At 65.3% G+C, this 22,684-nt stretch carries 21 protein-coding genes and 2 tRNA genes; 16 read left to right on the top strand and 7 right to left on the bottom strand.

Annotation, left to right across the window (positions count from 1 at the left end):
* Positions 1-43: 43 nt before the first annotated feature.
* Positions 44-961, top strand: coding sequence for a PhzF family phenazine biosynthesis protein (locus ACVWYP_RS31550; RefSeq protein WP_304496020.1), 918 nt, complete (start codon positions 44-46; stop codon positions 959-961).
* Here ACVWYP_RS31550 and ACVWYP_RS31545 read toward each other — a convergent pair.
* Together ACVWYP_RS31545 and ACVWYP_RS31540 are read right to left on the bottom strand one after the other, a co-directional pair.
* Positions 958-1,419, bottom strand: coding sequence for a DUF488 domain-containing protein (locus ACVWYP_RS31545; protein ID WP_028339941.1), 462 nt, complete (start codon positions 1,417-1,419; stop codon positions 958-960). The genes ACVWYP_RS31550 and ACVWYP_RS31545 overlap by 4 nt on opposite strands.
* Before the next feature lie 10 nt (positions 1,420-1,429).
* Positions 1,430-2,263: a DUF72 domain-containing protein gene (locus tag ACVWYP_RS31540; RefSeq protein WP_304496019.1), complete on the bottom strand. Its 834-nt coding sequence runs from the start codon at positions 2,261-2,263 to the stop codon at positions 1,430-1,432.
* Positions 2,264-2,503: 240 nt separating this feature from the next.
* Between ACVWYP_RS31540 and ACVWYP_RS31535 the strand changes: the two genes are divergently transcribed.
* From ACVWYP_RS31535 to ACVWYP_RS31505, 7 genes are all read left to right on the top strand, one after another.
* Positions 2,504-2,875 (top strand): hypothetical protein, encoded by a 372-nt coding sequence (locus tag ACVWYP_RS31535; RefSeq protein WP_038388298.1) that lies wholly within the window; start codon positions 2,504-2,506, stop codon positions 2,873-2,875.
* Between the two features lie 67 nt (positions 2,876-2,942).
* Positions 2,943-3,149, top strand: coding sequence for a hypothetical protein (locus tag ACVWYP_RS31530; RefSeq protein WP_057018442.1), 207 nt, complete (start codon positions 2,943-2,945; stop codon positions 3,147-3,149).
* Between the two features lie 276 nt (positions 3,150-3,425).
* Positions 3,426-4,559 (top strand): glycosyltransferase, encoded by a 1,134-nt coding sequence (locus ACVWYP_RS31525; protein WP_304496018.1) that lies wholly within the window; start codon positions 3,426-3,428, stop codon positions 4,557-4,559.
* Between the two features lie 7 nt (positions 4,560-4,566).
* Positions 4,567-6,069 carry a glycosyltransferase family 39 protein gene (locus tag ACVWYP_RS31520; protein ID WP_304496017.1) on the top strand — a complete coding sequence of 501 codons (1,503 nt, stop codon included), beginning with the start codon at positions 4,567-4,569 and terminating at the stop codon, positions 6,067-6,069.
* Positions 6,070-6,148: 79 nt separating this feature from the next.
* Complete coding sequence (locus ACVWYP_RS31515) at positions 6,149-6,844, top strand: DUF899 family protein (RefSeq protein WP_304496016.1); 696 nt, start codon at positions 6,149-6,151, stop codon at positions 6,842-6,844.
* Between the two features lie 426 nt (positions 6,845-7,270).
* Entirely contained in the window at positions 7,271-8,413 is a 1,143-nt protein-coding gene (locus ACVWYP_RS31510) for a DUF2778 domain-containing protein (protein ID WP_369525529.1), read from the top strand.
* A 129-nt stretch (positions 8,414-8,542) separates the two neighbouring features.
* Positions 8,543-10,039: an AMP nucleosidase gene (locus ACVWYP_RS31505; protein ID WP_304496015.1), complete on the top strand. Its 1,497-nt coding sequence runs from the start codon at positions 8,543-8,545 to the stop codon at positions 10,037-10,039.
* Between the two features lie 20 nt (positions 10,040-10,059).
* Here ACVWYP_RS31505 and ACVWYP_RS31500 read toward each other — a convergent pair whose 3' ends face one another.
* Entirely contained in the window at positions 10,060-10,653 is a 594-nt protein-coding gene (locus tag ACVWYP_RS31500) for a cysteine hydrolase family protein (RefSeq protein ID WP_304496014.1), read from the bottom strand.
* A gap of 124 nt (positions 10,654-10,777) precedes the next feature.
* Between ACVWYP_RS31500 and ACVWYP_RS31495 the strand changes: the two genes are divergently transcribed.
* From ACVWYP_RS31495 to ACVWYP_RS31470, 6 genes are all read left to right on the top strand, one after another.
* Positions 10,778-11,617 (top strand): LysR family transcriptional regulator, encoded by an 840-nt coding sequence (locus ACVWYP_RS31495; protein ID WP_304496013.1) that lies wholly within the window; start codon positions 10,778-10,780, stop codon positions 11,615-11,617.
* 205 nt (positions 11,618-11,822) lie between these two features.
* A tRNA-Phe gene (locus ACVWYP_RS31490) sits at positions 11,823-11,894 on the top strand.
* A gap of 2 nt (positions 11,895-11,896) precedes the next feature.
* Positions 11,897-11,963: transfer RNA gene (locus ACVWYP_RS31485), tRNA-Val, on the top strand.
* A gap of 337 nt (positions 11,964-12,300) precedes the next feature.
* Positions 12,301-13,452: a slipin family protein gene (locus ACVWYP_RS31480; RefSeq protein WP_304496012.1), complete on the top strand. Its 1,152-nt coding sequence runs from the start codon at positions 12,301-12,303 to the stop codon at positions 13,450-13,452.
* A 224-nt stretch (positions 13,453-13,676) separates the two neighbouring features.
* On the top strand, positions 13,677-17,219 hold the full coding sequence (locus ACVWYP_RS31475; protein ID WP_456684255.1) for an adenylate/guanylate cyclase domain-containing protein: 3,543 nt from the start codon (positions 13,677-13,679) through the stop codon (positions 17,217-17,219).
* Between the two features lie 97 nt (positions 17,220-17,316).
* The gene (locus ACVWYP_RS31470; RefSeq protein ID WP_304496010.1) at positions 17,317-18,111 is read left to right on the top strand and encodes a Crp/Fnr family transcriptional regulator; all 795 of its coding nucleotides are present in this window, start codon (positions 17,317-17,319) and stop codon (positions 18,109-18,111) included.
* 17 nt (positions 18,112-18,128) lie between these two features.
* Here ACVWYP_RS31470 and ACVWYP_RS31465 read toward each other — a convergent pair whose 3' ends face one another.
* From ACVWYP_RS31465 to ACVWYP_RS31450, 4 genes are all read right to left on the bottom strand, one after another.
* Complete coding sequence (locus ACVWYP_RS31465; protein ID WP_304496009.1) at positions 18,129-18,326, bottom strand: hypothetical protein; 198 nt, start codon at positions 18,324-18,326, stop codon at positions 18,129-18,131.
* A gap of 40 nt (positions 18,327-18,366) precedes the next feature.
* On the bottom strand, positions 18,367-18,582 hold the full coding sequence (locus tag ACVWYP_RS31460) for a hypothetical protein (RefSeq protein WP_016840464.1): 216 nt from the start codon (positions 18,580-18,582) through the stop codon (positions 18,367-18,369).
* Positions 18,583-19,289: 707 nt separating this feature from the next.
* Positions 19,290-20,930, bottom strand: coding sequence for a chaperonin GroEL (groL, locus tag ACVWYP_RS31455; RefSeq protein WP_018272374.1), 1,641 nt, complete (start codon positions 20,928-20,930; stop codon positions 19,290-19,292).
* Between the two features lie 45 nt (positions 20,931-20,975).
* The gene (locus ACVWYP_RS31450) at positions 20,976-21,290 is read right to left on the bottom strand and encodes a co-chaperone GroES (protein WP_018272373.1); all 315 of its coding nucleotides are present in this window, start codon (positions 21,288-21,290) and stop codon (positions 20,976-20,978) included.
* A gap of 395 nt (positions 21,291-21,685) precedes the next feature.
* On the opposite strand from ACVWYP_RS31450, the gene ACVWYP_RS31445 reads away from it, so the two are divergent.
* Together ACVWYP_RS31445 and ACVWYP_RS31440 are read left to right on the top strand one after the other, a co-directional pair.
* On the top strand, positions 21,686-21,976 hold the full coding sequence (locus ACVWYP_RS31445; protein WP_026192965.1) for an usg protein: 291 nt from the start codon (positions 21,686-21,688) through the stop codon (positions 21,974-21,976).
* Positions 21,977-22,076: 100 nt separating this feature from the next.
* Positions 22,077-22,643 (top strand): cupin domain-containing protein, encoded by a 567-nt coding sequence (locus ACVWYP_RS31440; protein ID WP_453945952.1) that lies wholly within the window; start codon positions 22,077-22,079, stop codon positions 22,641-22,643.
* The last annotated feature ends 41 nt before the right edge of the window (positions 22,644-22,684 follow it).

Here is a 22,684-nt window from a genome sequence, read left to right as displayed (position 1 = left end):
TGACGTCATCGGTCGCGGGTGACCGGAGCACAAGGACAGCAAGATGCAGCGGCGCTATATCACCGTCGACGTTTTCACCGACCGCGCCTTCGGCGGCAACCCGCTCGCCGTGGTGCTCGACGCCGAGGGGCTGTCGACCGAAGAGATGCAGGCGATCGCGACCGAGTTCAACTATTCCGAGACGACCTTCGTGCTGCCGCCGCAGGACAACGCCAACGACGCCCAGGTTCGCATCTTCACGGTGCGCTCGGAAATTCCGTTCGCCGGCCATCCCAATGTCGGCACCGCGTTCGTGCTGGCGAGCCGGGCCGCGAAGGCGCCGGCGCGCTTGAGGTTCGAGGAGAAGGCGGGCCTCGTGCCGGTCGAGATCCTGTCCGATGGCGGCAATGTGGTCGGGGCCGAGCTGACGGCGCCGCAGGCGTTGCAGCGGACCAACGAGGTGAGTGCGGCCGCGGCCGCCGCGTGCCTGTCGCTGACGGCGGCTGACGTGAAGACCGATCGGCACGCCCCGCAGGTCGTCTCGGTCGGGCTGCCGTTCCTGGTGGTGGAGATCGCCTCGCGCGAGGCGCTGAGGCGCGCCCGGCCCGATGCGGCGGCGTTCGCCAGGACGCTGGCCGAGATCGGCCGCGACGTCGTCTATTTCTACACCCGTGACATGCCAGCGAGCGAGCAGCCGCTCGACCTGCAGGCGCGCATGTTCCATCCGGGCGCCAGCGGCCTGTCCGAGGATCCCGCGACCGGCAGCGCGACCGCGGCTTGTGCGGCGCTGCTCGCCGATATCGATCCCGCGCGCGACGGCGAATTGCGGCTGCGGATCGGGCAGGGTGTCGACATGGGCCGGCCGAGCCTGTTGCTGACGCGGGTGCGCAAGCAAGGCGGCGCGATCACGTCGGTGCATGTCGGCGGCGGCTGCGTGAAGATGATGGAGGGGACGCTGAATGTGCCGGGCGAGGCAGGCTAGACCTGCGGCGCGACCAGGTTCTCGATCCTGACGCCGTCGCGCTCCTCGATGATCTCGGCGATCCAGCGACGATGGCAGTGTTCGTGGTCGCGCTCGTAGCAGAGGATGCAGACCGGGCCGGACTGCTTGACCAGCGCCGACAGCTCGTCGAGTTCTTCCTTGGCCTGCGCCGTCTTCAGGTGCGCCGAATAGATCTTGTGCAGCAGCGCATATTGCCCGCTGCGCGCCGCCTCCCGTCCGCTCTTCGGGGTGCCGAGACCGCGCAGATGGACGTAGGCGATGCCGCGCTCGTCGAGGCCCGCGGCGAGCTGGGTCTTGGAAAAGCCGGGCCGCCGCGAGGAGGCGATCGCGCGGACGTCGACCAGCAGCTTGACGCCGGCGTGCTGGAGCTCGTCGAGCACCGCCTTGGACGGCGTCTGCTCGTAGCCGATGGTGAACAGCCTTTTCGCCTTCGCCATCGGTTCTCCCTCACTTCACCCGTTCGATCAATTCCATCGCGCCCGCCGGCGCGCGGATCTTGCCTTCGTGAATCACATAGGCGAACACGTCGCGCGGCGCCTTCTTGGGCGCGGTCTTCTCGACCTTCGGCAGGTCGTCGGGCTCGCTGCCGCCGGCCCAGTCCTGAAACCGCTTGGCCCAGGCGTCGAGCTGCTTCGGCGGATAGCAGGTCTTCAGTTCGTCATTGCCCTTCTGCAGCCGGGCATAGACGAAGTCGCTCGCGACGTCGGCAATCGCCGGATATTTGCCGTGCTCGGCGAACACCACCGGCACCTCGTGCTCGCGAATGAGGGCGACGAATTCGGGCACGCAAAAGCTGTCGTGGCGCACCTCGACGACGTGGCGCAGCGCGCGGCCGTCGAGCTTGCGCGGCAGCAGCTCGAGGAACTTGCCGAAATCGGCGCCGTCGAACTTCTTCGTCGGCGCAAACTGCCAGAGCACCGGCCCGAGCCGGTCCTTCAGCTCCAACACGCCCGAATCATAGAACCGCTTCACCGAATCGCCAGCCTCGGCGAGCACGCGGCGGTTGGTGGCGAAGCGCGGTCCCTTCAGCGAGAAGATGAAGCCGTCGGGCACTTCGCTGGCCCATTTGCGAAAGCTCTCCGGCTTCTGCGAGCCGTAATAGGTGCCGTTGATCTCGATCGAGGTCAGCTTCGAGGCGGCGTAGGACAGCTCCTTCGCTTGCGCGAGCTTCTCCGGATAGAACACCCCGCGCCACGGCTCGAAGGTCCAGCCGCCGATGCCGATATAGATGTTGCCTGCGTCTGTCTTGGTCTTGGTCGCCTTGGTGGGAGCTTTGGCCACGACTGCACTCATCGTGAGGGAGGGAACAGGAAGCAAGACTAGAGCCTTTTCCGTTCCGATGGAATCGGAACGGGGCTCTAGATTCATGCTTTGACGCGTTTTCTTACGCGAACCGGTACCCACTTCGCTTGAAAACGCTCTGGTCAAAATAATCGTGATTGGCCAGTTTGCCAGATTGGCGCGGCAGTGCTTATCGTCTCTGTCGCTCTTCGCTACGATGCGCCAAAATGGAGAACAACAATGCGCATGCTGGTTGCGGCCGCCCTCTTGATCATGTCCTCCGCCGCCATATCGTCCGCCGCGATGGCCGACGAGGTCGATGATGCGCACAAGCTCGCGATCACCGGCCGCGACGCCTACTGGAATTGTCTCGCCCGCGAATATCCCCGCGACAGCAACAAGGCGATGTCCGACCAGGAATTCACCTCGCTGATCGCCAACGTCTGTCCCTCGGAGCGGCAGAACTTCCGGGTGTCGCTGATCGACTTCCTGTCGCTGCAATTTCCGAAACAGGATGCCGATGCGAATCTGACGACTGCCAACCGCGCGATCGAGCTCGCGCAGAAGGACATCGTGACCGCCTTCACCCGGCGCAAGGCCGCGGCCAAATAGGTTCCCAAATCCTGTTGCGGCCGGGCGATTTTTGATATCAATCCGCGCAGGCGAGGGGATCATCGGCATGAGATCACAATCGACGGCAGGTTTCTTGGGCGCACTGGTCGCGGCCGTCGCGCTGGCGGCGGCGTTCATCTACGGGCCGTCGCCGAGCCAGCTCCGCAACCCGACCCGGTCCGCGGCGCAGCCGCAGGCGGCTCCTGCCGCCGAGGCCGCGCCGGCGGCCCCGGCGCCGCGCGGCCCGGTGATCCGGGAAGTCCCCAACAACTAGCGCGCCAAGACCCTTTGCAGACGGCCCCCTTGCAGACGGCCCCTTGCGGACCGCTTGGCGCCTTCCTATCTAGCCTTCAACGGCGACGTTGAGCTTCAGGGCTCCGGCGCTGGGACGACCACGACATTGATTGGCTGCGCCGGATGTACGCGCGCCCCTTGTTCGTGGTCGTTGGCATTTTTCAGGGGTATTTGCCCCGTTTTCCCGCTTTCCGAGCGCGCGTTTGGGTCGGCCTGCCTTGGCAGCGGGTGAGGCTGCGGCTATACGCTGGCGCTCATGAATGACGCCATCAAGCCGGGCCCCGAAACCTCATCGCAGGCGGCAAGTTTGCCGCAGCTTTCGGTGGTCGTCCCGACCTTCAACGAACGTGACAACGTCACGGTGCTGTATCGCCGGCTCGACGCGACCCTGAAGGACGTGTCCTGGGAAGTCATCTTCGTCGACGACAATTCGCCCGACGGAACCTGGGACGTGGTGCGCGCGCTGGCGCGGAAGGATTCCCGCGTGCGCTGCGTCCGCCGGATCGGCCGGCGCGGCCTGTCCGGCGCCTGCATCGAGGGCATCCTGGCCTCGAGCGCGCCCTATGCCGCGGTGATGGACGCCGACCTGCAGCATGACGAGAGCCAGCTGCCGAAGATGGTGGCGCTGCTGCAGAGCGGCGAGGCCGAGCTCGTGGTCGGCAGCCGCTATATCGAGGGCTACAAGGCCGACGGCTTCAACAAGCAGCGCGCCGGCGCCAGCGCCTTCGCCACCGAGATCGCGCGCCGCACGCTGAAGGTCGAGATCGCCGACCCCATGAGCGGCTTCTTCATGATCCGCCGCGACCGTTTCGAGCAGCTCGCGCCGCAGCTGTCCACGCAAGGCTTCAAGATTCTGCTCGACGTCGTGGCGACGGCGGAGGGCAAGCTGCGCGCGGTCGAGATTCCCTACACCTTCGGTGCGCGCCAGCATGGCGAGAGCAAGCTCGACTCGATGGTCGCGCTCGACTTCCTCGGCCTGGTGCTGGCGAAGCTGACCAATGATCTGATCTCGCTGCGCTTCATTCTGTTCGCAGCCGTCGGCGGGCTCGGCCTGGTGGTGCACCTCACCGTGCTGTTCGTCGCGCTCGAACTGTTCAAGGCGCCATTCCCGGAGGCCCAGGCCACTGGTGCGATCGTCGCCATGACCAGCAACTTCATCCTCAACAATTTTCTGACCTACCGCGACCAGCGGCTGAAGGGCTTTGGTATCCTGCGCGGCCTGCTGCTATTCTATCTGGTCTGCAGCGTCGGCCTGCTCGCCAATGTCGGCGTCGCGTTCTCGGTCTACGACCAGGAGCCGATCTGGTGGCTGGCGGGCGCGGCCGGCGCACTGATGGGCGTGGTGTGGAACTACGCGATGTCCGGGCTGTTCGTCTGGCGCAAGCGATGACGGTGGCATGAACGCGAACGAGGCGCGGCTTGCCCGGAACACCGCGCTTGCGGTGTGCGCGCTGGTCGTGTTGCGGCTGGCCGCCGCCGCATGGACGCCGCTGACCTTCGACGAAGCCTATTACTGGATGTGGTCGAAGTCGCTCGCCGGCGGCTATTACGACCATCCGCCGATGGTGGCGATCGTGATCCGGCTCGGCACCATGATCGCGGGCGATACGCCGTTCGGCGTGCGGCTGGTGTCGATCCTGCTCGCACTGCCGATGAGCTGGGCGATCTACCGGGCGGCCGAGATCCTGTTCGGCGGCCGGCGCATCGCCGCGAGCGCCACGATCCTGCTCAATGTGACGCTGATGGCCGCCGTCGGCACGCTGATCGTGACGCCGGATGCGCCGCTGCTGGTCGCTGCCAGCCTCCTGCTTTACGCCCTCGCAAGGGTGCTGGAGAGCGGCCGCGGCGAATGGTGGCTTGCGGTCGGCGCCGCCGCCGGCGCGGCGCTGCTGTCGAAATACTCGGCGCTGTTCTTTGGTCCGGCGATCCTGATCTGGCTTGCGGTGGTGCCGAAGCTGCGGCGCTGGTTGCTCTCGCCCTGGCTCTATCTCGGCGGTCTGGTCGCGCTCGGCCTGTTCAGTCCGGTGATCCGCTGGAATGCCGATCATCACTGGGTGTCGTTCATCAAGCAGATGGGCCGCGCGCGGATCGAGGATTTCCGGCCGACCTACATCGCCGAGCTGATCCCGACCCAGTTTGCGTTCGCAACGCCGTTGGTCTTCATCCTCGGCGTGATGGGCCTCTACGCGCTCTACCGGCGTCGCGCCGGCGCGATGGAGGCGCGCGTGCTGGTCAACACGATGTTCTGGACCATCGTCGTCTACTTCACCTGGCACGCATTGCATGCGCGGGTCGAGGCCAACTGGTTCGCGCCGGTCTATCCCGCCTTTGCCGTGGCGGCCGCGGTCGCGGCAGTCCAGGCGCAGTGGGCGCCGCGCGAGCAGCGCACGATCGATTTCTGCCGCCGCTGGGCCGCGCCCACAGGCGTCGTGCTGTTCGCGCTGCTGATCGTGCAGGCCAACACCGGTTTGCTCTCGGGCTACCGCCGCGACGCCACCGTGCGCAGCGTCGGTGTCGGCTGGCAGGAGCTTGCGAGCGAGATCGAGGGGGCACGCGTGCGGGCCGGCGCGAGCTGCGTGCTGGCGGCGGACTACGGCACCACGGGCTGGCTCGCCTTCTATCTCCCCAAGGGCACCTGCGTCGCCCAGCAGGGCCAGCGCATTCGCTGGGTCAACATGCCGGAGCCGAGCCCTGAGCAACTGTCCGGCAAGCTGCTCTATGTGCACGAGGTCGAGCAGGCAACGCCGGCCTCGCTGCGCGACAATTTCGCCCATGTCGAAACGGTGGCCGAGGCCAAACGCATGCGGGGGCCGTTGACCATCGAGACTTACGCGCTCGACCTGCTGGAAGGCGCAAGGGGCGAGATCCTCGACCGTTCCCCGCCGCCGGAACTGCAGTAAAACTCTCGCCGTTAAGTGTCGGATCGTCCGGGTCCGGGTCGTCTTCCAGGCAGCCCGTCAACCACGCGAGGTTCCAACCATGACCAGTTCCGTCCTCAAGCCTGCTGCCGAACTCGCCAAGACCAACGTCAGGCGCTTTCCCAATGAGAGCGCCGAGTATCGTCGCGCCCGCCAGGAATTGCTCGTCGAAGAGATCGAGCTGCGCCGGCATATCGAGCGCGTCGCCGCGCTGCGCCGTGCCTTGCCGCCCGGCGGCGAGGTGACCAAGCCGTATGAGTTCACCGGCGAGTCCGGCGCGGCCTCGCTCGCCGATCTGTTCGGCGACAAGCCGACGCTCATCATCTACAGCTACATGTACGGCCCGCAGCGCGAGAAGCCGTGTCCCATGTGCACGTCGTTCATGGGCACGTGGGAGGAGAAGCTGCCCGATATCGAGCGGCGCGTGTCGTTCGTGTTCGTGGCGCGCTCGCCGATCGCACGGCTGATCGAGGCGAAGAAAGCGCGCGGCTGGACGCGTCACAGGATCTACTCGGATGCATCCGGCGATTACACGCGCGACTATGTCAACAAGGATGACAGTGACCTGCCGGGCTACAATGTCTTCACGCGCCACAACGGCACCATCCGTCATTTCTGGGCCGGCGAAATGGGCGCGGGCACGATGGACCCCGGCCAGGACCCGCGCGGCGCGCCGGACATGGATCCGCTCTGGACGGTGCTCGACACCACGCCAGAGGGACGCGGCAAGGACTGGTATCCGAAGCTCGCCTATTGAGGAGATGGTTTTTGCTCGATCCCCGCGTGATTACGGGGCGATCGGCAAGGAAATTCTCCCTAGGTTTCACCCCGGCATGCCGCGCTGGAGCGGCATGCCGGAATGTCCCATCATGGGACAGAAAAGCCGCTTTGGCGGTCCAATGTCATCTTAAAAAAGCCCTACGCCACAGGCACTTCCCGCGTTGCAGGGGATCGCATCCGGTTAAGTCGCATTTAACTAAAAGTCGCCTTAATGGCCGTCTGAGCCCCCGCGCGACGTTGAGCCGAACATCGTTCGACCACGCGTCGAGTGAGGGACAAAGGTGGACCTGTTTTGAGCGCCGGGCGTATGGGTACGAGTGCGAGTGCGTATGTTCTTGGGGCGCCAAGCCGCAAGAAATCCTCCCGAAAAATTCTCCCACAGCATTTCCTCGGCAGCGCCGCGGTGGCGGGGCTGGTGCTTGGGTGCGCCTGGACCGTCTACGCCAACATCTTTGCGGCGAGCGTCTATCCGTCGGTGGGCAATGCGTCGTTCGATGCGCCGGTGGTGAAGCGGCCCGTCGCGGTCGCCGCACGGCCGGCGCCTGCGTTCAACGAGGTGTTCGCGTCCCTGACGCCGGCACCGGTGGCTCCCGCGAAGACCGAGATCGCGAAGTCGGAAGCGCCGGCATCGTCGCTTATGTTTAACGATCGGTTTGCGGCCGCCTCGCCCGAAGGCGTCGCGTCCAGCGTCGTGGCTGACGCCGCACCGCAGATCGACCCGATCAAGCAGGCCGCTGCGCCCAAGCTCGCCGAAGCGGCGAGGGCGGTCGCCTCCGCGGAGCTCGCCGAGACATCGAAGCCGTTGCCGGCGCCGAAGTCGGTCGAAGCCGCCAAGAAGCAGGCCGCCGCCAATCTGAAGGTAGCGCTCAACGATCCCGCTGCGGACGTTCAGCCCAAGGGTGCTGATAAGGCGTCCGAGGCGAAGCCTGCCGAAGCCAAGCAGGCGACGAAGTCCGGCGGCGTCCGTGACATGGCCGCGCGCGCCAAGGCCGCGGTGATGTCGATCGCATCGAACGAGCGGCAGACCATGGTCGAGAAGCTGTGGGGCAAGCGGGAGTCGGGCGGCGGGCTGCTGTCGTTCGCCTCGGCCGACGCCAATGTCACCGGCAGCATCCCCTCGACGTTGGACCAGAACCCGATGCTCGGCGGCTCGCCGCCCTATGACCGTCAGACCGCGGTCTACGACATCTCAGCCAAGACCGTGTACCTGCCCGACGGCACGCGCCTCGAGGCGCATTCGGGCCTCGGCTCCAGGCTCGACGACCCCAGGTCCTCGCATCTGAAGATGGTCGGCGTGACGCCGCCGCACATTTACGAGCTCAAGCCGCGCGAGGCGCTGTTCCACGGCGTGCCGGCGCTGCGGCTCAATCCGATCGGCGGCGAGGGCAAGATCTTCAACCGCGACGGCCTGCTCGCGCACACCTTCATGCTCGGCCCGAACGGCGACTCCAACGGCTGCGTCTCGTTCAAGGACTATTACGCGTTCCTCGACGCCTACCGTAACAAGGGCATCCGCCGTCTCGCGGTGCTGGCGCGGATTCAGTAGGCAGAATGGCCGGCGGGCAGCGGCCCACCGCTGCGGCGTGATCGACGTCTGGAACTCGATGCCATAGTCGCTATACTGCGCTGATCCAGAGCGAGTCCAAGCTCGACAACCGATCTGGCGCGAAGCGACATGTCTCCTGCATCTTCCGTCCAAACCCCGCCGCCGATCGCGACCGAAGCGTTCGTCGATGCCGCTGCCGCGGTTGCCCGCCTCGAAGAGATCTACGCGCGCAACACTGACTTCCTGCGCAATCGCTTCGAGGCCTATGTCAACGGCGTGCCGTTCACGACGCGGGTGCGGGCGCATTACCCGTTCGTCAGCATCACGACCTCGTCACATGCGCGGCTCGACTCGCGGCTTGCCTATGGTTTCGTCGCGGGGCCCGGCATCCACGAGACCAGCATCACGCGGCCCGATATCTTCCGGACCTATCTCACCGAGCAGATCGGGCTCCTGATCAAGAACCATGGCGTGGCGGTCGAAATCGGCGAGTCGAACGAGCCGATCCCGATCCATTTCGCCTACCGCCGCGACATCAATATCGAGGCGGCGCTGACCATCGCCGACAGTTCGGCGTTCACCCGGTCGCTGCGCGACATCTTCGATACCCCCGATCTCGCTGCGATGGACGATGCGATCGCCGACGGCACCTTTGAGCTGACGCCGGGCGCGCCGGAGCCGCTGGCGTTGTTCCGCGCGGCGCGGGTCGATTACTCGCTGCGCCGGCTCTACCACTACACCGGCACCGATCCGGAGCACTTCCAGAATTTCGTGATCTTCACGAACTACCAGTTCTATGTCGACGCCTTCGTGCAGCTGTCCCAGCAGCGGCTTGCGTCGGGCGAGGCCGGTCTCGAGGCCTTCGTCGCGCCCGGCAATGTGATCACGCACAATGCGCGGCTCGGCGGCGGCACCACCGGGACGCCGTCCGAACGCGTCCCGCAGATGCCGGCCTTTCATCTGGTCCGGTCCGGCTATCGCGGCATCACCCTGATCAATATCGGCATCGGTCCGTCCAATGCGCGCAACATCACCGATCACGTCGCGGTGCTGCGGCCGCATGCCTGGTTGATGATCGGGCACTGCGCTGGCTTACGCAACACGCAGCGGCTCGGCGATTATGTGCTCGCCCACGGCTATGTGCGCGAGGACCACGTGCTCGATCACGAGCTGCCGCTCTGGGTGCCGATCCCGGCGCTTGCGGAAATGCAGGTCGCGCTCGAGGAAGCCGTCGGCGAGGTGACCGGGCTCACCGGGTTCGAGCTCAAGCGGCTGATGCGCACCGGCACGGTCGCCAGCGTCGACAACCGCAACTGGGAGATCAGCGGGCCGCAGGTGATCCGGCGCATGTCGCAGTCGCGCGCGGTCGCCCTCGACATGGAATCGGCGGCGATCGCCGCCAACGGCTATCGCTTCCGCGTACCCTACGGCACGCTGCTCTGCGTCTCCGACAAGCCGCTGCATGGCGAGATCAAGCTCGCAGGCATGGCCAGCGAATTCTACCGCCAGCGTGTCGGCCAGCACCTTGAGATCGGTCTCAGGGCGCTGGAGCGGCTCAAGCAGCAGGAATCCGAACGCCTGCATTCGCGCAAGCTGCGCAGCTTCGCCGAGGTCGCGTTTCAGTAGCGCACAGAGGGGAGCGGCCCTCAGGCGAGCGTGTTGCCGCGGGCGATGATCGCGAAGCGGTCGGACAGTTCGGCGAGCGCGACGTCGTGAATGAGCCTTGCGGCAATCGTGCCGCCGACGCCGTCGGGCAGGTCGCGGGTGGCGCAGCTGTCGGCGTCGATCGTGGTGCGGAAGCCCAGATCGAGCGCGGCGCGGGCGGTCGAGCTCACGCACATATGCGTCATGAAGCCGGCGAGCACCAGTTCCTTGCGGCCGGTCGCGGCAAGCTGCGAGTTGAGGTCAGTGCCGGCGAATGCGTTCGGCAATTGCTTCTCGATCACGATTTCGCCCGGCCGCGGCGCCAGCGGCGCGACGATCGCGCCACGCTCCGCGGTGCGATCGAACAGGCTGCCCGGCTGGCCCTTGTGCGCGATGTGGATGATGGCGGCGCCGCTTTCCCGCGCGCGCGACAGCAAGGCGGTGGCGCGCGCAATCGCCGGGTTGGCGTCGGGCAGCGCCAGCGGACCTGCAAGATATTCGTTCTGGATATCGATCAGCACCAGGCAGCTGTCGGCGAGGCGGGGCGGGGTGAGGTCGATACCGGCAAGCTGCATCAATGTCTTGGCTGACGTCATGGTGTTTCTCCAGCGGATGTGTCGGCCGAAAACATAGCCCGGGTTCTGCCTGCCGTTATGCAGGGATATTGCAGCCGGTGGCTGCGTTATTGCAGGTGGCCGCCGCACGATATAGCCTGCCGCCATGAACTGGGACGATCTTCGCATCATCGCGGCCGTTAGGGACGAGGGCACTTACGCCGGCGCCAGCGCACGGCTGCGCATCGACGAGACGACGGTCGGGCGCAGGCTGGCGCGGATCGAGCGCGCGCTCGGCTTGCGCCTGTTCGAGGCCGTCGATGGAGTCCGCAAGCCGACCCGGCAGTGCGACATGGTGCTTGCGCATATCCAGGCGATGGCCGCGCATGCCGAGGAGATCGGCCGGATCGGCGAAAGCCTGCCTGGTCCGGTCGGGCGGCTGCGCATCGCCTCCACCAGTGCGATCGCAGAGGAGGTGCTGGCGCCGCGCGCAAGTGAATTCCTGCGCGCCCATCCGGGCCTGACGCTGCAGTTTCTGACGTCGAGCGACAATGTCAAATTCTCGCGCTGGGAGGCCGATCTCGCGATCCGCTTGCGCAAGCCCGACAAGGGTGACTTTGCGATCTCGAAGCTCGCCGAGGTCAGGTCGTATTTCTTCGAGCCGGCCGCGACAACGGCGGGAGAAGCGATGCTGTGCGCCTATCCCGACGAGCTCGGAGGGATTCCGGAAATGCAGTTCCTGCGTACGAAGCGACTTCGCGCACGCTGCGTGACCGACAATGTCCGTATCATCCACACGCTCATCCGGTCCCATCACGCGGTCGGCGTGTTGCCGGAGCACAGCTGTGCCGACCTGCTGACCGATCGCCGTCTGCGCGCCACGCTGCTGCCGAAGCGGCGCGACGTCTGGCTCCTGGTGCAGAACCATCTCAAGCGCGACGCGGCGACGCGCGTCACCATCGACTGGCTGCGCGGCTGCTTCCAGGATGCCGCGCAGAGGGGATGACGCGCCCTCGCAATGACGGGACGTGCTGCGACGCCTGGGTCACAAGCGCCGCCCCGTCATGAAAAAATCATACGCAGCCCCCTTGCAACCCGGACGTGCTTCGTCTATTAGCCCGCTCCTTCGCTTCGGCCATGGGTTCGGGCTCGTTGAGATCCCGACTGGCGCGAGCCGCTTTGCGGTGTCGTGTTCCGCCGAAATGAAGATCGCGAGATGAAGCTCATGGGCGAGCGTCGGGGATGAAATCCCGAAGGTATCGGTTCGAATCCGGTCTCTCACAAAGGATAGCTCAGTTGGTTAGAGCAGGTGAATGACACTCATCGGGTCGCGGGTTCGATTCCCGCTCCAAGCGCTCCGTTTCAGCCTGAAAAGCTGATACCTCTGAAGGGGACCGGACGCGCGCTTCAGTCGCAGTCCGGCCGTCCTGCCGCAAGGCATTTCGTCCGAACATCGACACTGTGAGACCGGCTTTGCGCCGCGGTGGATACCGCTTGCGCTGATGCCGGGTGGCTCCGCTCGGCCGCGCGATATTCGTCGCGCGGAACGCGCGCGTGCGCCCGTCATCGCGCAAGCTCAAGCCACGGCCCGCTCGGCTGACAGGAAGCCGCGTTCGCGTCCTCACGTCCTTTGCAAAATGAAACCCGCTCTTCGGCCCATGGGCCTCGGAGCAACAATGGAGGCGTGTCATGACCTGGCACTTCCTGACGACCAACTTGACGGTGAAGGATGGCGAGCGCGCGTTGCTGACGCGCAACGGCCGGCTCGAGCAGGTGCTCGCGCCCGGACGTCACCGCCTGTTCGATCCCCTGCATCAGCTCAAGGCCGAGCTGTTCAGCGTCGTGCGGACCGAATTCCCCGCGGATCGCTTCGCGGTGATCAAGGCCGCGCGTCCTGATCTCGCCGACGAGCTGTTCGAGGCGCTGGAAACCCGCGCGAACGAGATCGCGATCGTCAGCCTCGACGGCCGTCCCGTGCAACTGATGACGCCCTGGCAGACGCGCGTGTACTGGAAGGTCGCGACGTCGGTCGAGGTCGAGCGCATCGACGTCACCAGCGATCCCAGGGTCACGGCACGCCACCTCGCGATGATCCAGCCCAACCGGGCCGGTGTCATCACCGAGGCGGTGGTCGAGAACCACGAGGCCGGTCTGCTCACGGTTGAGGGCAAGCTGGTCGCGCGGCTCGCGCCCGGCCGGCACGCGTTCTGGATCGCGGGCCGCAAGATCGAGGTCAAGCGCCTCGACCTGCGTCCCCAGGCGGTCGAGATCACGGCGCAGGAGATGTTGACCAAGGATCGCATCGCGCTGCGCGTGACGCTGACCGCGTTCCGCCGGATCGTCGATCCCGAGCGGGTCGTGGCCACGGTGCCCGACGTGGATGCGTGGCTGTACCGCCTGGTGCAGTTCGCGATCCGCGAGGCGGTGGCCGGCCGCACGCTGGACGAGGTGCTGTCCGCGAAGGCGGCGCTCGATACGGAGCTTCGCGACTTCGTCCGCGATCGTGTCGCGGACAGCGGTGTCGAGGTCACCGAGCTCGGCGTGAAGGACGTGATCCTGCCCGGCGAGATCCGCGAGCTCGTCAACAAGGTGGTGGAGGCGGAGCGGGTGGCGAAGGCCAACCTGATCCGCCGCCAGGAGGAGACCGCGGCGACGCGTTCGCTCCTGAACACCGCCAGGCTGATGGAGGAGAACCCTCTGCTGCTGCGGCTCAAGGAGCTGGAGTCGCTCGAACGTCTGGTCGAGAAGGTCGGCCGCATCGACCTGCATGCGGGCGAGGGCCAGGGCCTCGATGCGCTGCTGACCAAGCTGGTCCGCCTCAAGGCGCCCGAGAGCGCGTAAGACAGAAGGGCCGCCCATGGGCGGCCCTTCGATTTTTTTGCCCGGACCGACCGCCGGCACCCGTACGAACGTTAACGTGCAGACGGCTGTAACGGGGCACCGCCACGGCACAATTCGAATGTCCTGCGCCACGCCGCAAAACAGAGGTGCCACCCCGGGCAGATTGCGATAACGTTTGTGCACCGTGGTCCATTCGGCCAGCCGTCAACCCGTCGGTGAAGCCAATGCAGCAGATTGCGGAATGGCTCGAGAAGCTGGGACTTGGGCAATACGCGCTGCGTTTTGCCGAGAACGGCATCGACCTTGGCGTTCTTCCCGAACTGACGGATGAAGACTTCGACAGGCTCGGGGTCCTGCTCGGCCATCGTCGCAAGATGCTGCGTGCGATCGCCGATCTCAATCAAGCCGAACTGATCGCCGCGCCGGTTTCTCCGCACGATGCCGAGCGCCGCCATCTCACCGTGATGTTCTGCGACCTGGTCGGCTCGACGGCCTTGTCGGCGCGTCTCGATCCCGAGGACATGTGGGAGGTGATCCGCGCCTATCGCGCAGCCTGTGCGCAGGTGATCACGACATACGACGGCGCCGTTGCCAGATTTATCGGCGACGGCATCCTCGCATATTTCGGCTATCCCCGTGCCCACGAGGATGATGCGGAGCGCGCGGTGCGCGCCGGCCTCGATGTCATCGCTGCAATCGGCAAGCTCGAGACCCGCGCGAAAGAGGGCGTTGCGGTTCGGATCGCGATTGCGAGCGGGCTCGTCGTGGTCGGCGACCTCGTCTCCGGCGGCGCGTCGGAGGAGCAGGCGCTGGTCGGCGATGCGCCGAACATCGCGGCGCGGCTGCAGAGCCTGGCGGAGCCGGGCGTGGTGGTCGTGGCGGCCTCGACCCGGCGGCTGCTCGGCAACCTGTTCACGCTTCGCAGCCTCGGCCGCCGCGAGGTCAAGGGCATCTCGGAGCCGATCGCGGTGTGGGCCGTCGAAGGCGAGCCGGCATCGGAAAGCCGTTTCGAGGCGGTGCGCACCGCGCGCTCGATCGGCTTCGTCGGCCGCAAGGCGGAGATCGAATTTGCGCTGTCGCGCCAGCAACTGGCGTGGCAGGGCCAGGGCCAGGCAGTGCTGATATCGGGCGAAGCGGGTATCGGCAAATCGCGCATCGTGGCGATGCTCTCCGACAGCCTGGCGCCCGGGACACACCGCCGTGTGCGGTATCAATGCTCGCCCTATCACACCAACAGCGCGCTGCACCCCTTTGTCGCCCAGCTCGAGCGTGCCGCCGGCATCAGGTCGGAGGATGCGCCGGAGCAGAAGCTGGACAAGCTTGAGGCCATGCTGGCGCTCGGCACGCAGCACGTGCCCACCGTGACACCGCTGATCGCAGCGCTGCTGTCGATCCCAACCGGCGACCGCTATCCGCCGCTCGGCCTCAGCCCGGCGCAGCAGCGGCGGCAGACATTCGCAGCGCTGCTCGACCAGCTCGAGGGCCTCGCCCGGCAGCAGCCGGTGCTTGTCGTCTGCGAAGACGTGCATTGGGCCGATGCCACGTCGCTCGAACTGCTCGACCTCGCGGTCGACCGGATCAGGGGACTGCCGATCCTCATGCTCATGACGTTCAGGCCGGAGTTCGAGCCGCCATGGGCGGGGCTCGCCAATGTCAGCCTGCTGCGGCTCGATCGGCTCGACCGGCAGGACACGCGCGCGCTGATCGAGCAGGTGACCGTCGGCCGGTTGCTGCCAGGCGAAATGATGACGCAGATCGTCGAGCGGACGGACGGTGTCCCGCTGTTCGTCGAGGAGCTGACCAAGATGGTCATGGAGTCGGGGCTGCTGATCGAGAATGCCGGGCGCTATCGCCTCGACAATCCGCTGCCGCCGCTGGCGATCCCGGCGACGCTGCAGGACTCGCTGATGGCCCGGCTCGACCGGCTGGCGCCGGTCAAGGAGGTGGCGCAGATCGGTGCAGCGATCGGCCGTGAGTTCTCATATGCACTGCTGCGCAACGTGGCCGGACGCGATGATCTGACGCTTGCCGCGGCGCTTGCCCAGCTCGAAGAGGCCGAGTTGCTGCTGCGCCGGGGCGTGCCGCCGGATGCAAGCTACAGCTTCAAGCATGCGTTGGTTCAGGAAGCGGCTTACGAGAGCTTGCTCAAGAGCCGCCGGCAATTGCTTCACAAGCATATCGGCGATGTGTTGCGCGACAAATTTGCCGAGATGGCCGAGATCGAGCCGGAAGTCGTTGCCTACCATTTCACCGAGGCAGGGCTCGGCGAGACCGCGCTGGCGTGGTGGCGCAAGGCCGGTCAGCAGGCACTGAAGCGCTCGGCCTATTGCGAGGCGATCGCGCATCTCGGCAAGGCGGTCGCCATCGCCGATGAACTGCCCGACGAGCCTGATCGGATGATCGGCCGGCTCCATCTGCAAATCGCCTACGGCCGCGCGCTGCGGGGCAGTCTTGGGCACAGCGCCCCCGAGACGGTCGCCGCCTGGACGCGCGCCCGGCAGTTCGCCTCCGACATCGATGATCCAATCGAGCTGGCGCCGATCCAGTCGGGCCTCTTCAACGCCTGCTTGACCCACGGCGAGCTCGCGCCGATGCGAGAGTTGGCGGAGGCGATCATGGGCGCAGCGGAGCGGCATCCGGACTCGCCGGTGGCGACAATCGTCGCGCGCTGGGCCAGCGGGGTGACCTCCTGGTTCGCGGGCGAGTACGTGAATGCGGGCATCCATCTCGAGCAGGCCTTCGCGGCCTATGCGACCGAGCCGGATCCGGCAACCTTCAAGGCGTCGACGCTCGACTTGCCGTTCGTCATCATGAGATTTCTCGCCCTGGTGCTTTGGCCGCGTGGCGAGATCGATCGAGCCCTGCAGCTCGCGGGCGCGGCGGTGAACGTCGCCGGCAAACAGCGCGCGCTCGCGCGCGCCAATGCGCTGGTTCACAAGGCCGTCTTCGACGGGCTGTGCGGCAGCAGGTTGCGCCAGACCGAGACGATCCTTGCCCTGGGTCTGGCGCAGGATCACACGATGCCGCTCTATGTCGCCGCCGGCACCTATCTCAATGGTCTGGAGAAGTGGCGTGCCGGCGACCGGGCCGCAGGTCTCGCGGAGATGCAGCGTGGCTGGACGTTGCTTCACGAGAACGACTGCTACCTCTGTGAACCGTTCTGGGGACTGCAAATCGCTGTGGCGAATGCGGAGGCCGGGCATGTCGATGCCGGGCTCGACATCATCGATGAGTTGATCGACGCGACGGAGCAGTCCGGGCAGCACTGGCTGGATGCCGAGCTGTACCGCGTGCAGGGAGAGCTGCGGTCGCGTCGTCACAGCCCTGACATTTCCGCGGCGCGGAGAATGCCTTCCATCGCGCCCTCGAGATCGCGCGAAGGCAGCAGACCAGGACGTTCGAGCTGCGCGGCGCGCTGGGACTTGCACGTCTTTACAGCCGCAGCGGCCGGGCAGAGGAGATATCTCAATTGTTGGCGCCGTTGCTCGCCGGCTTCGATGCGGCGCTCGATCTTCCCGAAATCAAGGACGCGCAGGAACTGCTCATGCAGGCGTGGCCGGACCGCCACTCGCGCGCGTCTTGACGGGTGCCGCCGCAGCGGCGCGGTCACACCGCGTCCGCCCCACGCCTGCGCAGGTGGTGAAAGAGAAGGTTCGGATGTCGCGCGCGGCGCGAGCGATGCGAAACTGGAACTGTTGAGTTCCCGAAGTTCTACGGTGCGACGATGCGCATTTTGCTATTGCGTCCGGCGGCGCATTTGCATCTAACTTTAAGGACGCTGCCGCGGAGAATTCCGCCTTGCGGTCAATCGTTTGGAATTTGTTTTTGATCCTGTGCTCGAGTGAGTAAGCTGTGCGACCATTGATGACGTTCCCGCAGGTGAGCATTTCCGGCGGAACTCGTAATCGCCTTCTCGCGACATTGTCGCCGGCGGATCTGGACCTCCTGAAACCGGAACTTGAGACTGTCGCGCTCGAACAGGATGCGGTCCTGGCGCGCGCCGGTGACGAGATCGACTACGTCTTCTTTCCTCACAGCGGCGCGATCCTGTTGATGATCGACATGGCGGATGGGCAGACGGTCGCGACCGGTGTGGTCGGATGCGAAGGGGCCGTGGGCAGTCTGTCGGTTCTCGGAGCCTCGCCTTCGGGCATTACCGCCGTCGTTCGTGCGGCTGGTACCGCCTCGCGGATCCCGGCGGCGCGCTTTCATGCCGCGTTCGGCCGCAGTCCCGGGATTCGGCAGGCGATCCAGAAGCACGTCAGATCGATGCTGATCCAGTTTCAGCTCGGCTCCGCCTGCAATGCGCTCCACCCGGTCGAGGCGCGGATGGCGCGCTGGCTGCTTCAGCTTCGCGACCGCGTCGACAGCGACGTCCTCCCGCTGACCCAGCACGCGCTGTCGCAAATCCTCGGCGTACGACGAACGACGGTGACCTTGCTGATGGGCAATCTGCGCAAGCGCGGCGCGATCAGGTCGGATCAACGAGGCCGGATCGAGATCGACCAGGCGCGGCTCTTGGCCGCGGCGTGCGAATGCCATCGCGTCATGCGTCTCGAGGCCGAGGAGATCTTCTCGGGCGACAAGGTTCGAACGCGCGGAATGGCGCCGGCCAACGATCCGCGCATCCCGGAAATCGAGGCGGACGACGCCGTGTAAGGCCGTTCCTGGTCGGATCAGCTTCCCGGCCGCCGATCAAGCTCCCGTGCAGGCGAGGATACCCCTTCGTGCTTCGCGATCTCGCGCAGCACCTTTGCGGTCTCGCGCAACTCATTGCGCTTCGGGCCGGGCTTCAGCCGTCGTGCCTCATCGAGAAAGTCCTTGGCCTGCAGCAGCCAGGCTGACGTTTCCGTCGAGATCTGCACATGCGCCATGGTGTCCCTCCATCGCGGTCGTCAATAGTGGTGGCCATTGTCAGGCCGGCGAACCGCCGCCGCGGCGTCGCCGCACGCGGATGCTCGGCTCGTCGACCCAGGCGTCCCGCGCAAACCAGGCGTGATCCGCGCGGCAAAACGGACAGGGCGTGCGCGCGAAGAACACGGTACTGCGTCGAAAGCTCTCGCGATCGGTCTTGATTCCGGTGGAAATCGCGTGTCCGGTTTGCGGACATCTGACCATCACCATGCCCATGAGCGCCTCCCTCCCATATTGCCTTTTGCTTTTTGCCTCTTGCCTTGCAAAAATAGTCCGGCCGGTTGGATTGGCCCCAGATCGGTGCGCGGGGTAGTAGGGGGGCATCGCGCACCTGCGGCGTTTGACGGAGCATCGGCAGTGGGGGCTGCACGCTCTCGTCACTGGGCTTCTTCCAACCGGCCAGGTCCCTCCTTGAACGAATCCTCGATTTGACTCCAACGCCGCTTCTTCAGGCGGCTTGGCAGAGAACCTCTTCGTTTTCGTCCACCGCACAGCCTCCCTCGCAAGTGAGAGCATTCTCCGCAACGCTTGCCCGCGTCACGGGAGCTGACGCTCCGTGCTCGATTCAGATTTTTGAGAGTGAAGTTCGATCTCGTCCCGAGCTTACTGTGCGGGACGAAGGCGACAGTGTCGGTTCGGTTTGCGACTCTCGCACGAAATTTTTTTTGAGATTGTCAACTCAGACCAACGTATATTTACGGAGAGTGTTGTGCATAACGTGCATGCTGAGAGCCGCCTGAGGCTCCTGCATCAGCGTGAGGTTGTGCAAATATTCGCACTGGCCGCGCTGCGGTAAGCGAGCTCGCCCCAAACAAAAACCCCGGCATCGCTGCCGGGGTTTTGCATTTCGTTTTCGCTGAGCGAGATCCCGGCTCTGCGGTGCACCGCTTTGCGCTGCACCGCGTCCGGGACGACTTCGTCGCTTAGAAGTCCATGCCGCCCATGCCGCCGCCCGGAGGCATCGCGGGGCCGCCGGCGTTCTTCTTCGGCAGCTCGGCAACCATCGCTTCCGTGGTGATCAGGAGCGCGGCAACCGAGGCAGCGTTCTGGATCGCGGTGCGCACGACCTTGGTCGGGTCGATGATGCCCTTCTTGACGAGGTCGGCATAGTCGCCGGTCTGGGAGTCGAAGCCGTAGTTGTAGGCCTTGTTCTCCAGGATCTTGCCGACGATGACCGAACCGTCTTCACCGGCGTTGATCGCGATCTGGCGAGCGGGAGCCGACAACGCCTTGCGTACGATCTCGACGCCGGTCTTCTGGTCGTCGTTCTTGGTGCGCAGGCCCTTGAGCTGCTCGGACGCACGGAGCAGGGCGACGCCGCCGCCCGGGACGATGCCTTCCTCGACAGCCGCGCGGGTCGCATGCATCGCGTCATCAACGCGATCCTTGCGCTCCTTCACCTCGACCTCGGTCGCGCCGCCGACGCGGATCACCGCGACGCCGCCTGCGAGCTTGGCGAGACGCTCCTGCAGCTTCTCACGGTCGTAGTCCGAGGTGGTCTCCTCGATCTGCGCCTTGATCTGGGCAACGCGGGCGTCGATGTCGGCCTTCTTGCCGGCGCCGTTGACGATCGTGGTGTTCTCCTTGTCGATCATCACCTTCTTGGCGCGACCGAGCATCTGCAGCGTGACGTTCTCGAGCTTGATGCCGAGGTCTTCCGAGATGGCCTGGCCGCCGGTCAGGATCGCGATGTCCTGCAGCATGGCCTTGCGGCGATCGCCGAAGCCCGGAGCCTTGACGGCCGCGACCTTCAGGCCGCCACGCAGGCGGTTGACGACGAGGGTGGCGAGGGCTTCGCCTTCGACGTCTTCGGCGACGATGACCAGCGGCTTGCCGGTCTGCACCACGGCCTCCAGCAGCGGCAGCAGCTCGTTCAGCGACGAGAGCTTCTTCTCGTTGATGAGGATGTAGGCGTCGTCCATCTCAACGCGCATCTTGTCGGCGTTGGTCACGAAGTAGGGCGAGATGTAGCCGCGGTCGAACTGCATGCCCTCGACGACGTCGAGTTCGGTCTCGAGCGATTTGGCTTCCTCGACCGTGATCACGCCCTCATTGCCGACCTTCTTCATGGCGTCGGAGAGGAACTTGCCGATCTCGGCATCGCCGTTGGCCGAAATGGTGCCGACCTGGGCGATTTCCTCGTTCGAGGTGACCTTCTTCGAGTTCTTCTGGAGGTCTGCAACGACGGCTTCGACCGCGAGGTCGATACCGCGCTTGAGGTCCATCGGGTTCATGCCGGCGGCGACCGACTTGGCGCCTTCCTTCACGATCGCAGCCGCGAGCACGGTCGCAGTGGTGGTGCCGTCGCCGGCCGCGTCAGCGGACTTGGAGGCGACTTCGCGCACCATCTGGGCGCCCATGTTCTCGAACTTGTCCTCGAGCTCGATCTCCTTGGCGACGGTGACGCCGTCCTTGGTGATGCGGGGAGCGCCGAACGACTTTTCGAGCACCACGTTGCGGCCCTTCGGACCGAGGGTGACCTTCACCGCGTTGGCGAGGATGTCGACGCCGCGCAGCATCTTGTCGCGCGCCTCGACGGAGAATTTGACTTCTTTAGCTGCCATCTGAATTTTTCCTTGAGAGATTTAACCTGGGAGGGAGGGAGGCGCTTAGGCCGCCTTCTTCTTGGAAGCGGGGACGTCGAGGACGCCCATGATGTCGCTTTCCTTCATGATCAGCAGGTCTTCGCCGTCGATCTTGACCTCGGTGCCGGACCACTTGCCAAACAGCACGCGGTCGCCGACCTTGAGGTCGATCGGGATCAGCTTGCCAGCTTCATCGCGGCCGCCCGGGCCAACGGCGATGACTTCGCCCTGCGAGGGCTTTTCCTTGGCACTGTCCGGAATGATGATGCCGCCAGCAGTCTTCTCTTCGGCGTCGATACGCTTGACCACGACGCGGTCGTGAAGCGGACGGAATTTCATGCAGTCCTCCTAAAGATTTGTAGATGCTGTAGATTTTTGGAGAGTTAGCAGTCCAGTCCAGCGAGTGCCAGACTGGCTGGGCAGGAGATAGGCCAAGCCTTGGCGGCGGGCAAGTGCCTCTAGCAGAAAAATTGGCACTCGTGAGTGCCGCCTGCCAAAAGGATGCCGAGATCATTTCGGCATCCTTAATGCCGCCCACGAGGGGTCGCCGGGGCTATTAGCAGATGCGGTAAGCTGCTGCCAACGCAAGAAATTTCAACAACCTATTAAACATTTGGGCTTGAGATGGGTTAGTCGCGTGCGTCACATTTCTCTCATGTGAGCGCATCCATTGCCGGTGGTCCGGCGGGGGAGGTCGGCCACCACGTGAATGCGCTCCGTCACAGGAGGTTGGCATGGTCTCGCGAGTTGGTGGGGTTGTTTCCGACGATTTCCGGAAGCAGTTGCTGGGGTACGGGCTGACGACGGCGCAAATCCTCTATCGGATGCCGGATCACCCCTCGTTGCTGCAGACCTATGTCTGGCAGAACTACGACCTGTTTCCGAAATTTCCGGCGCTGCAGGATTTCCTCGCGTTCTGGCAGGCGAAGCTCGAAGGCCCGCTGTTTTCGGTGACGGTGGCGCATTCCAAGCTGGTCAAGCCGGCCGAGCTGCGTGCCGTCGACGGCGTGTTCCGGCTGCATTGAGCGGGCAAGGGGGCAAAAGCGCGGTGTGCGCCTTTGCTCGCCTCGCGGCGCGCGACTTGTGTTAGCCTTCGTCCGTCAGAAAAAGACGGGAGGCGAAACAATGGCCAAGAAGACGGCATCAAGATCGGCAGCCAAGACCGCGGTGAAGAAGAAATGGTCGGGGCTCGGCGCCGGCGCCAAAAAGACATCCGCGAAATCGTCCGCGCGCAAGACCATCAAGTCGAAAGGCCGCGTCTCGGCGGCCAAGAAGAGTGCGCCGAAAGCTGCAACCAAGGCCCGGCCGAAGCAGCGCGTCGCCATCAGCCATCACCGCGAAGAGGACTTCAAGGCCGACGGGCTGCGCACCTATGCCAAGTACCGCGACCTCGGCATCGCCGCCGCCTCGCATGGCCTCGCGCAGGCACACGTCATCCGGCTGCAGGGACCGTGCAATCCCGATGAAGTGTCGAAGCTGCATTTCCACGATGTCGACTTCCAGATGGTCTATGTGCTCAAGGGCTGGGTGAAGACCTACATGGAAGGCGAGGGCGAGACGCTGATGCAGCAAGGCAGCGCCTGGACCCAGCCGCCGCGCATCCGGCACATGATCCTGGACTATTCCGACGACGTCGAACTGCTGGAGGTGATCCTGCCGGCCGAGTTCAAGACGGTGGAGCTGAAGGCGTAGGCTCTAGCGCAGTCGTCATGGCCGGGCTTGACCCGGCCATC

Source organism: Bradyrhizobium sp. USDA 3262, from assembly GCF_054060035.1.
The sequence above is the reverse complement of the archived record's forward strand: the minus strand, read 5'-3'. Positions and strand labels throughout refer to the sequence as shown.

Coding starts and splice junctions, on each gene's coding strand:
- ACVWYP_RS31495 (WP_304496013.1), top strand. CDS start 10,778: ATGAACTGGGACGATCTTCGCATCATCGCGGCCGTTAGGGACGAGGGC.
- ACVWYP_RS31505 (WP_304496015.1), top strand. CDS start 8,543: ATGTCTCCTGCATCTTCCGTCCAAACCCCGCCGCCGATCGCGACCGAA.
- ACVWYP_RS31520 (WP_304496017.1), top strand. CDS start 4,567: ATGAACGCGAACGAGGCGCGGCTTGCCCGGAACACCGCGCTTGCGGTG.
- ACVWYP_RS31445 (WP_026192965.1), top strand. CDS start 21,686: ATGGTCTCGCGAGTTGGTGGGGTTGTTTCCGACGATTTCCGGAAGCAG.
- ACVWYP_RS31440 (WP_453945952.1), top strand. CDS start 22,077: ATGGCCAAGAAGACGGCATCAAGATCGGCAGCCAAGACCGCGGTGAAG.
- ACVWYP_RS31545 (WP_028339941.1), bottom strand. CDS start 1,419: ATGGCGAAGGCGAAAAGGCTGTTCACCATCGGCTACGAGCAGACGCCG.
- ACVWYP_RS31470 (WP_304496010.1), top strand. CDS start 17,317: ATGACGTTCCCGCAGGTGAGCATTTCCGGCGGAACTCGTAATCGCCTT.
- ACVWYP_RS31530 (WP_057018442.1), top strand. CDS start 2,943: ATGAGATCACAATCGACGGCAGGTTTCTTGGGCGCACTGGTCGCGGCC.
- ACVWYP_RS31465 (WP_304496009.1), bottom strand. CDS start 18,326: ATGGCGCATGTGCAGATCTCGACGGAAACGTCAGCCTGGCTGCTGCAG.
- ACVWYP_RS31450 (WP_018272373.1), bottom strand. CDS start 21,290: ATGAAATTCCGTCCGCTTCACGACCGCGTCGTGGTCAAGCGTATCGAC.
- ACVWYP_RS31550 (WP_304496020.1), top strand. CDS start 44: ATGCAGCGGCGCTATATCACCGTCGACGTTTTCACCGACCGCGCCTTC.
- ACVWYP_RS31515 (WP_304496016.1), top strand. CDS start 6,149: ATGACCAGTTCCGTCCTCAAGCCTGCTGCCGAACTCGCCAAGACCAAC.
- ACVWYP_RS31460 (WP_016840464.1), bottom strand. CDS start 18,582: ATGGGCATGGTGATGGTCAGATGTCCGCAAACCGGACACGCGATTTCC.
- ACVWYP_RS31525 (WP_304496018.1), top strand. CDS start 3,426: ATGAATGACGCCATCAAGCCGGGCCCCGAAACCTCATCGCAGGCGGCA.
- groL (WP_018272374.1), bottom strand. CDS start 20,930: ATGGCAGCTAAAGAAGTCAAATTCTCCGTCGAGGCGCGCGACAAGATG.
- ACVWYP_RS31500 (WP_304496014.1), bottom strand. CDS start 10,653: ATGACGTCAGCCAAGACATTGATGCAGCTTGCCGGTATCGACCTCACC.
- ACVWYP_RS31475 (WP_456684255.1), top strand. CDS start 13,677: ATGCAGCAGATTGCGGAATGGCTCGAGAAGCTGGGACTTGGGCAATAC.
- ACVWYP_RS31480 (WP_304496012.1), top strand. CDS start 12,301: ATGACCTGGCACTTCCTGACGACCAACTTGACGGTGAAGGATGGCGAG.
- ACVWYP_RS31535 (WP_038388298.1), top strand. CDS start 2,504: ATGCGCATGCTGGTTGCGGCCGCCCTCTTGATCATGTCCTCCGCCGCC.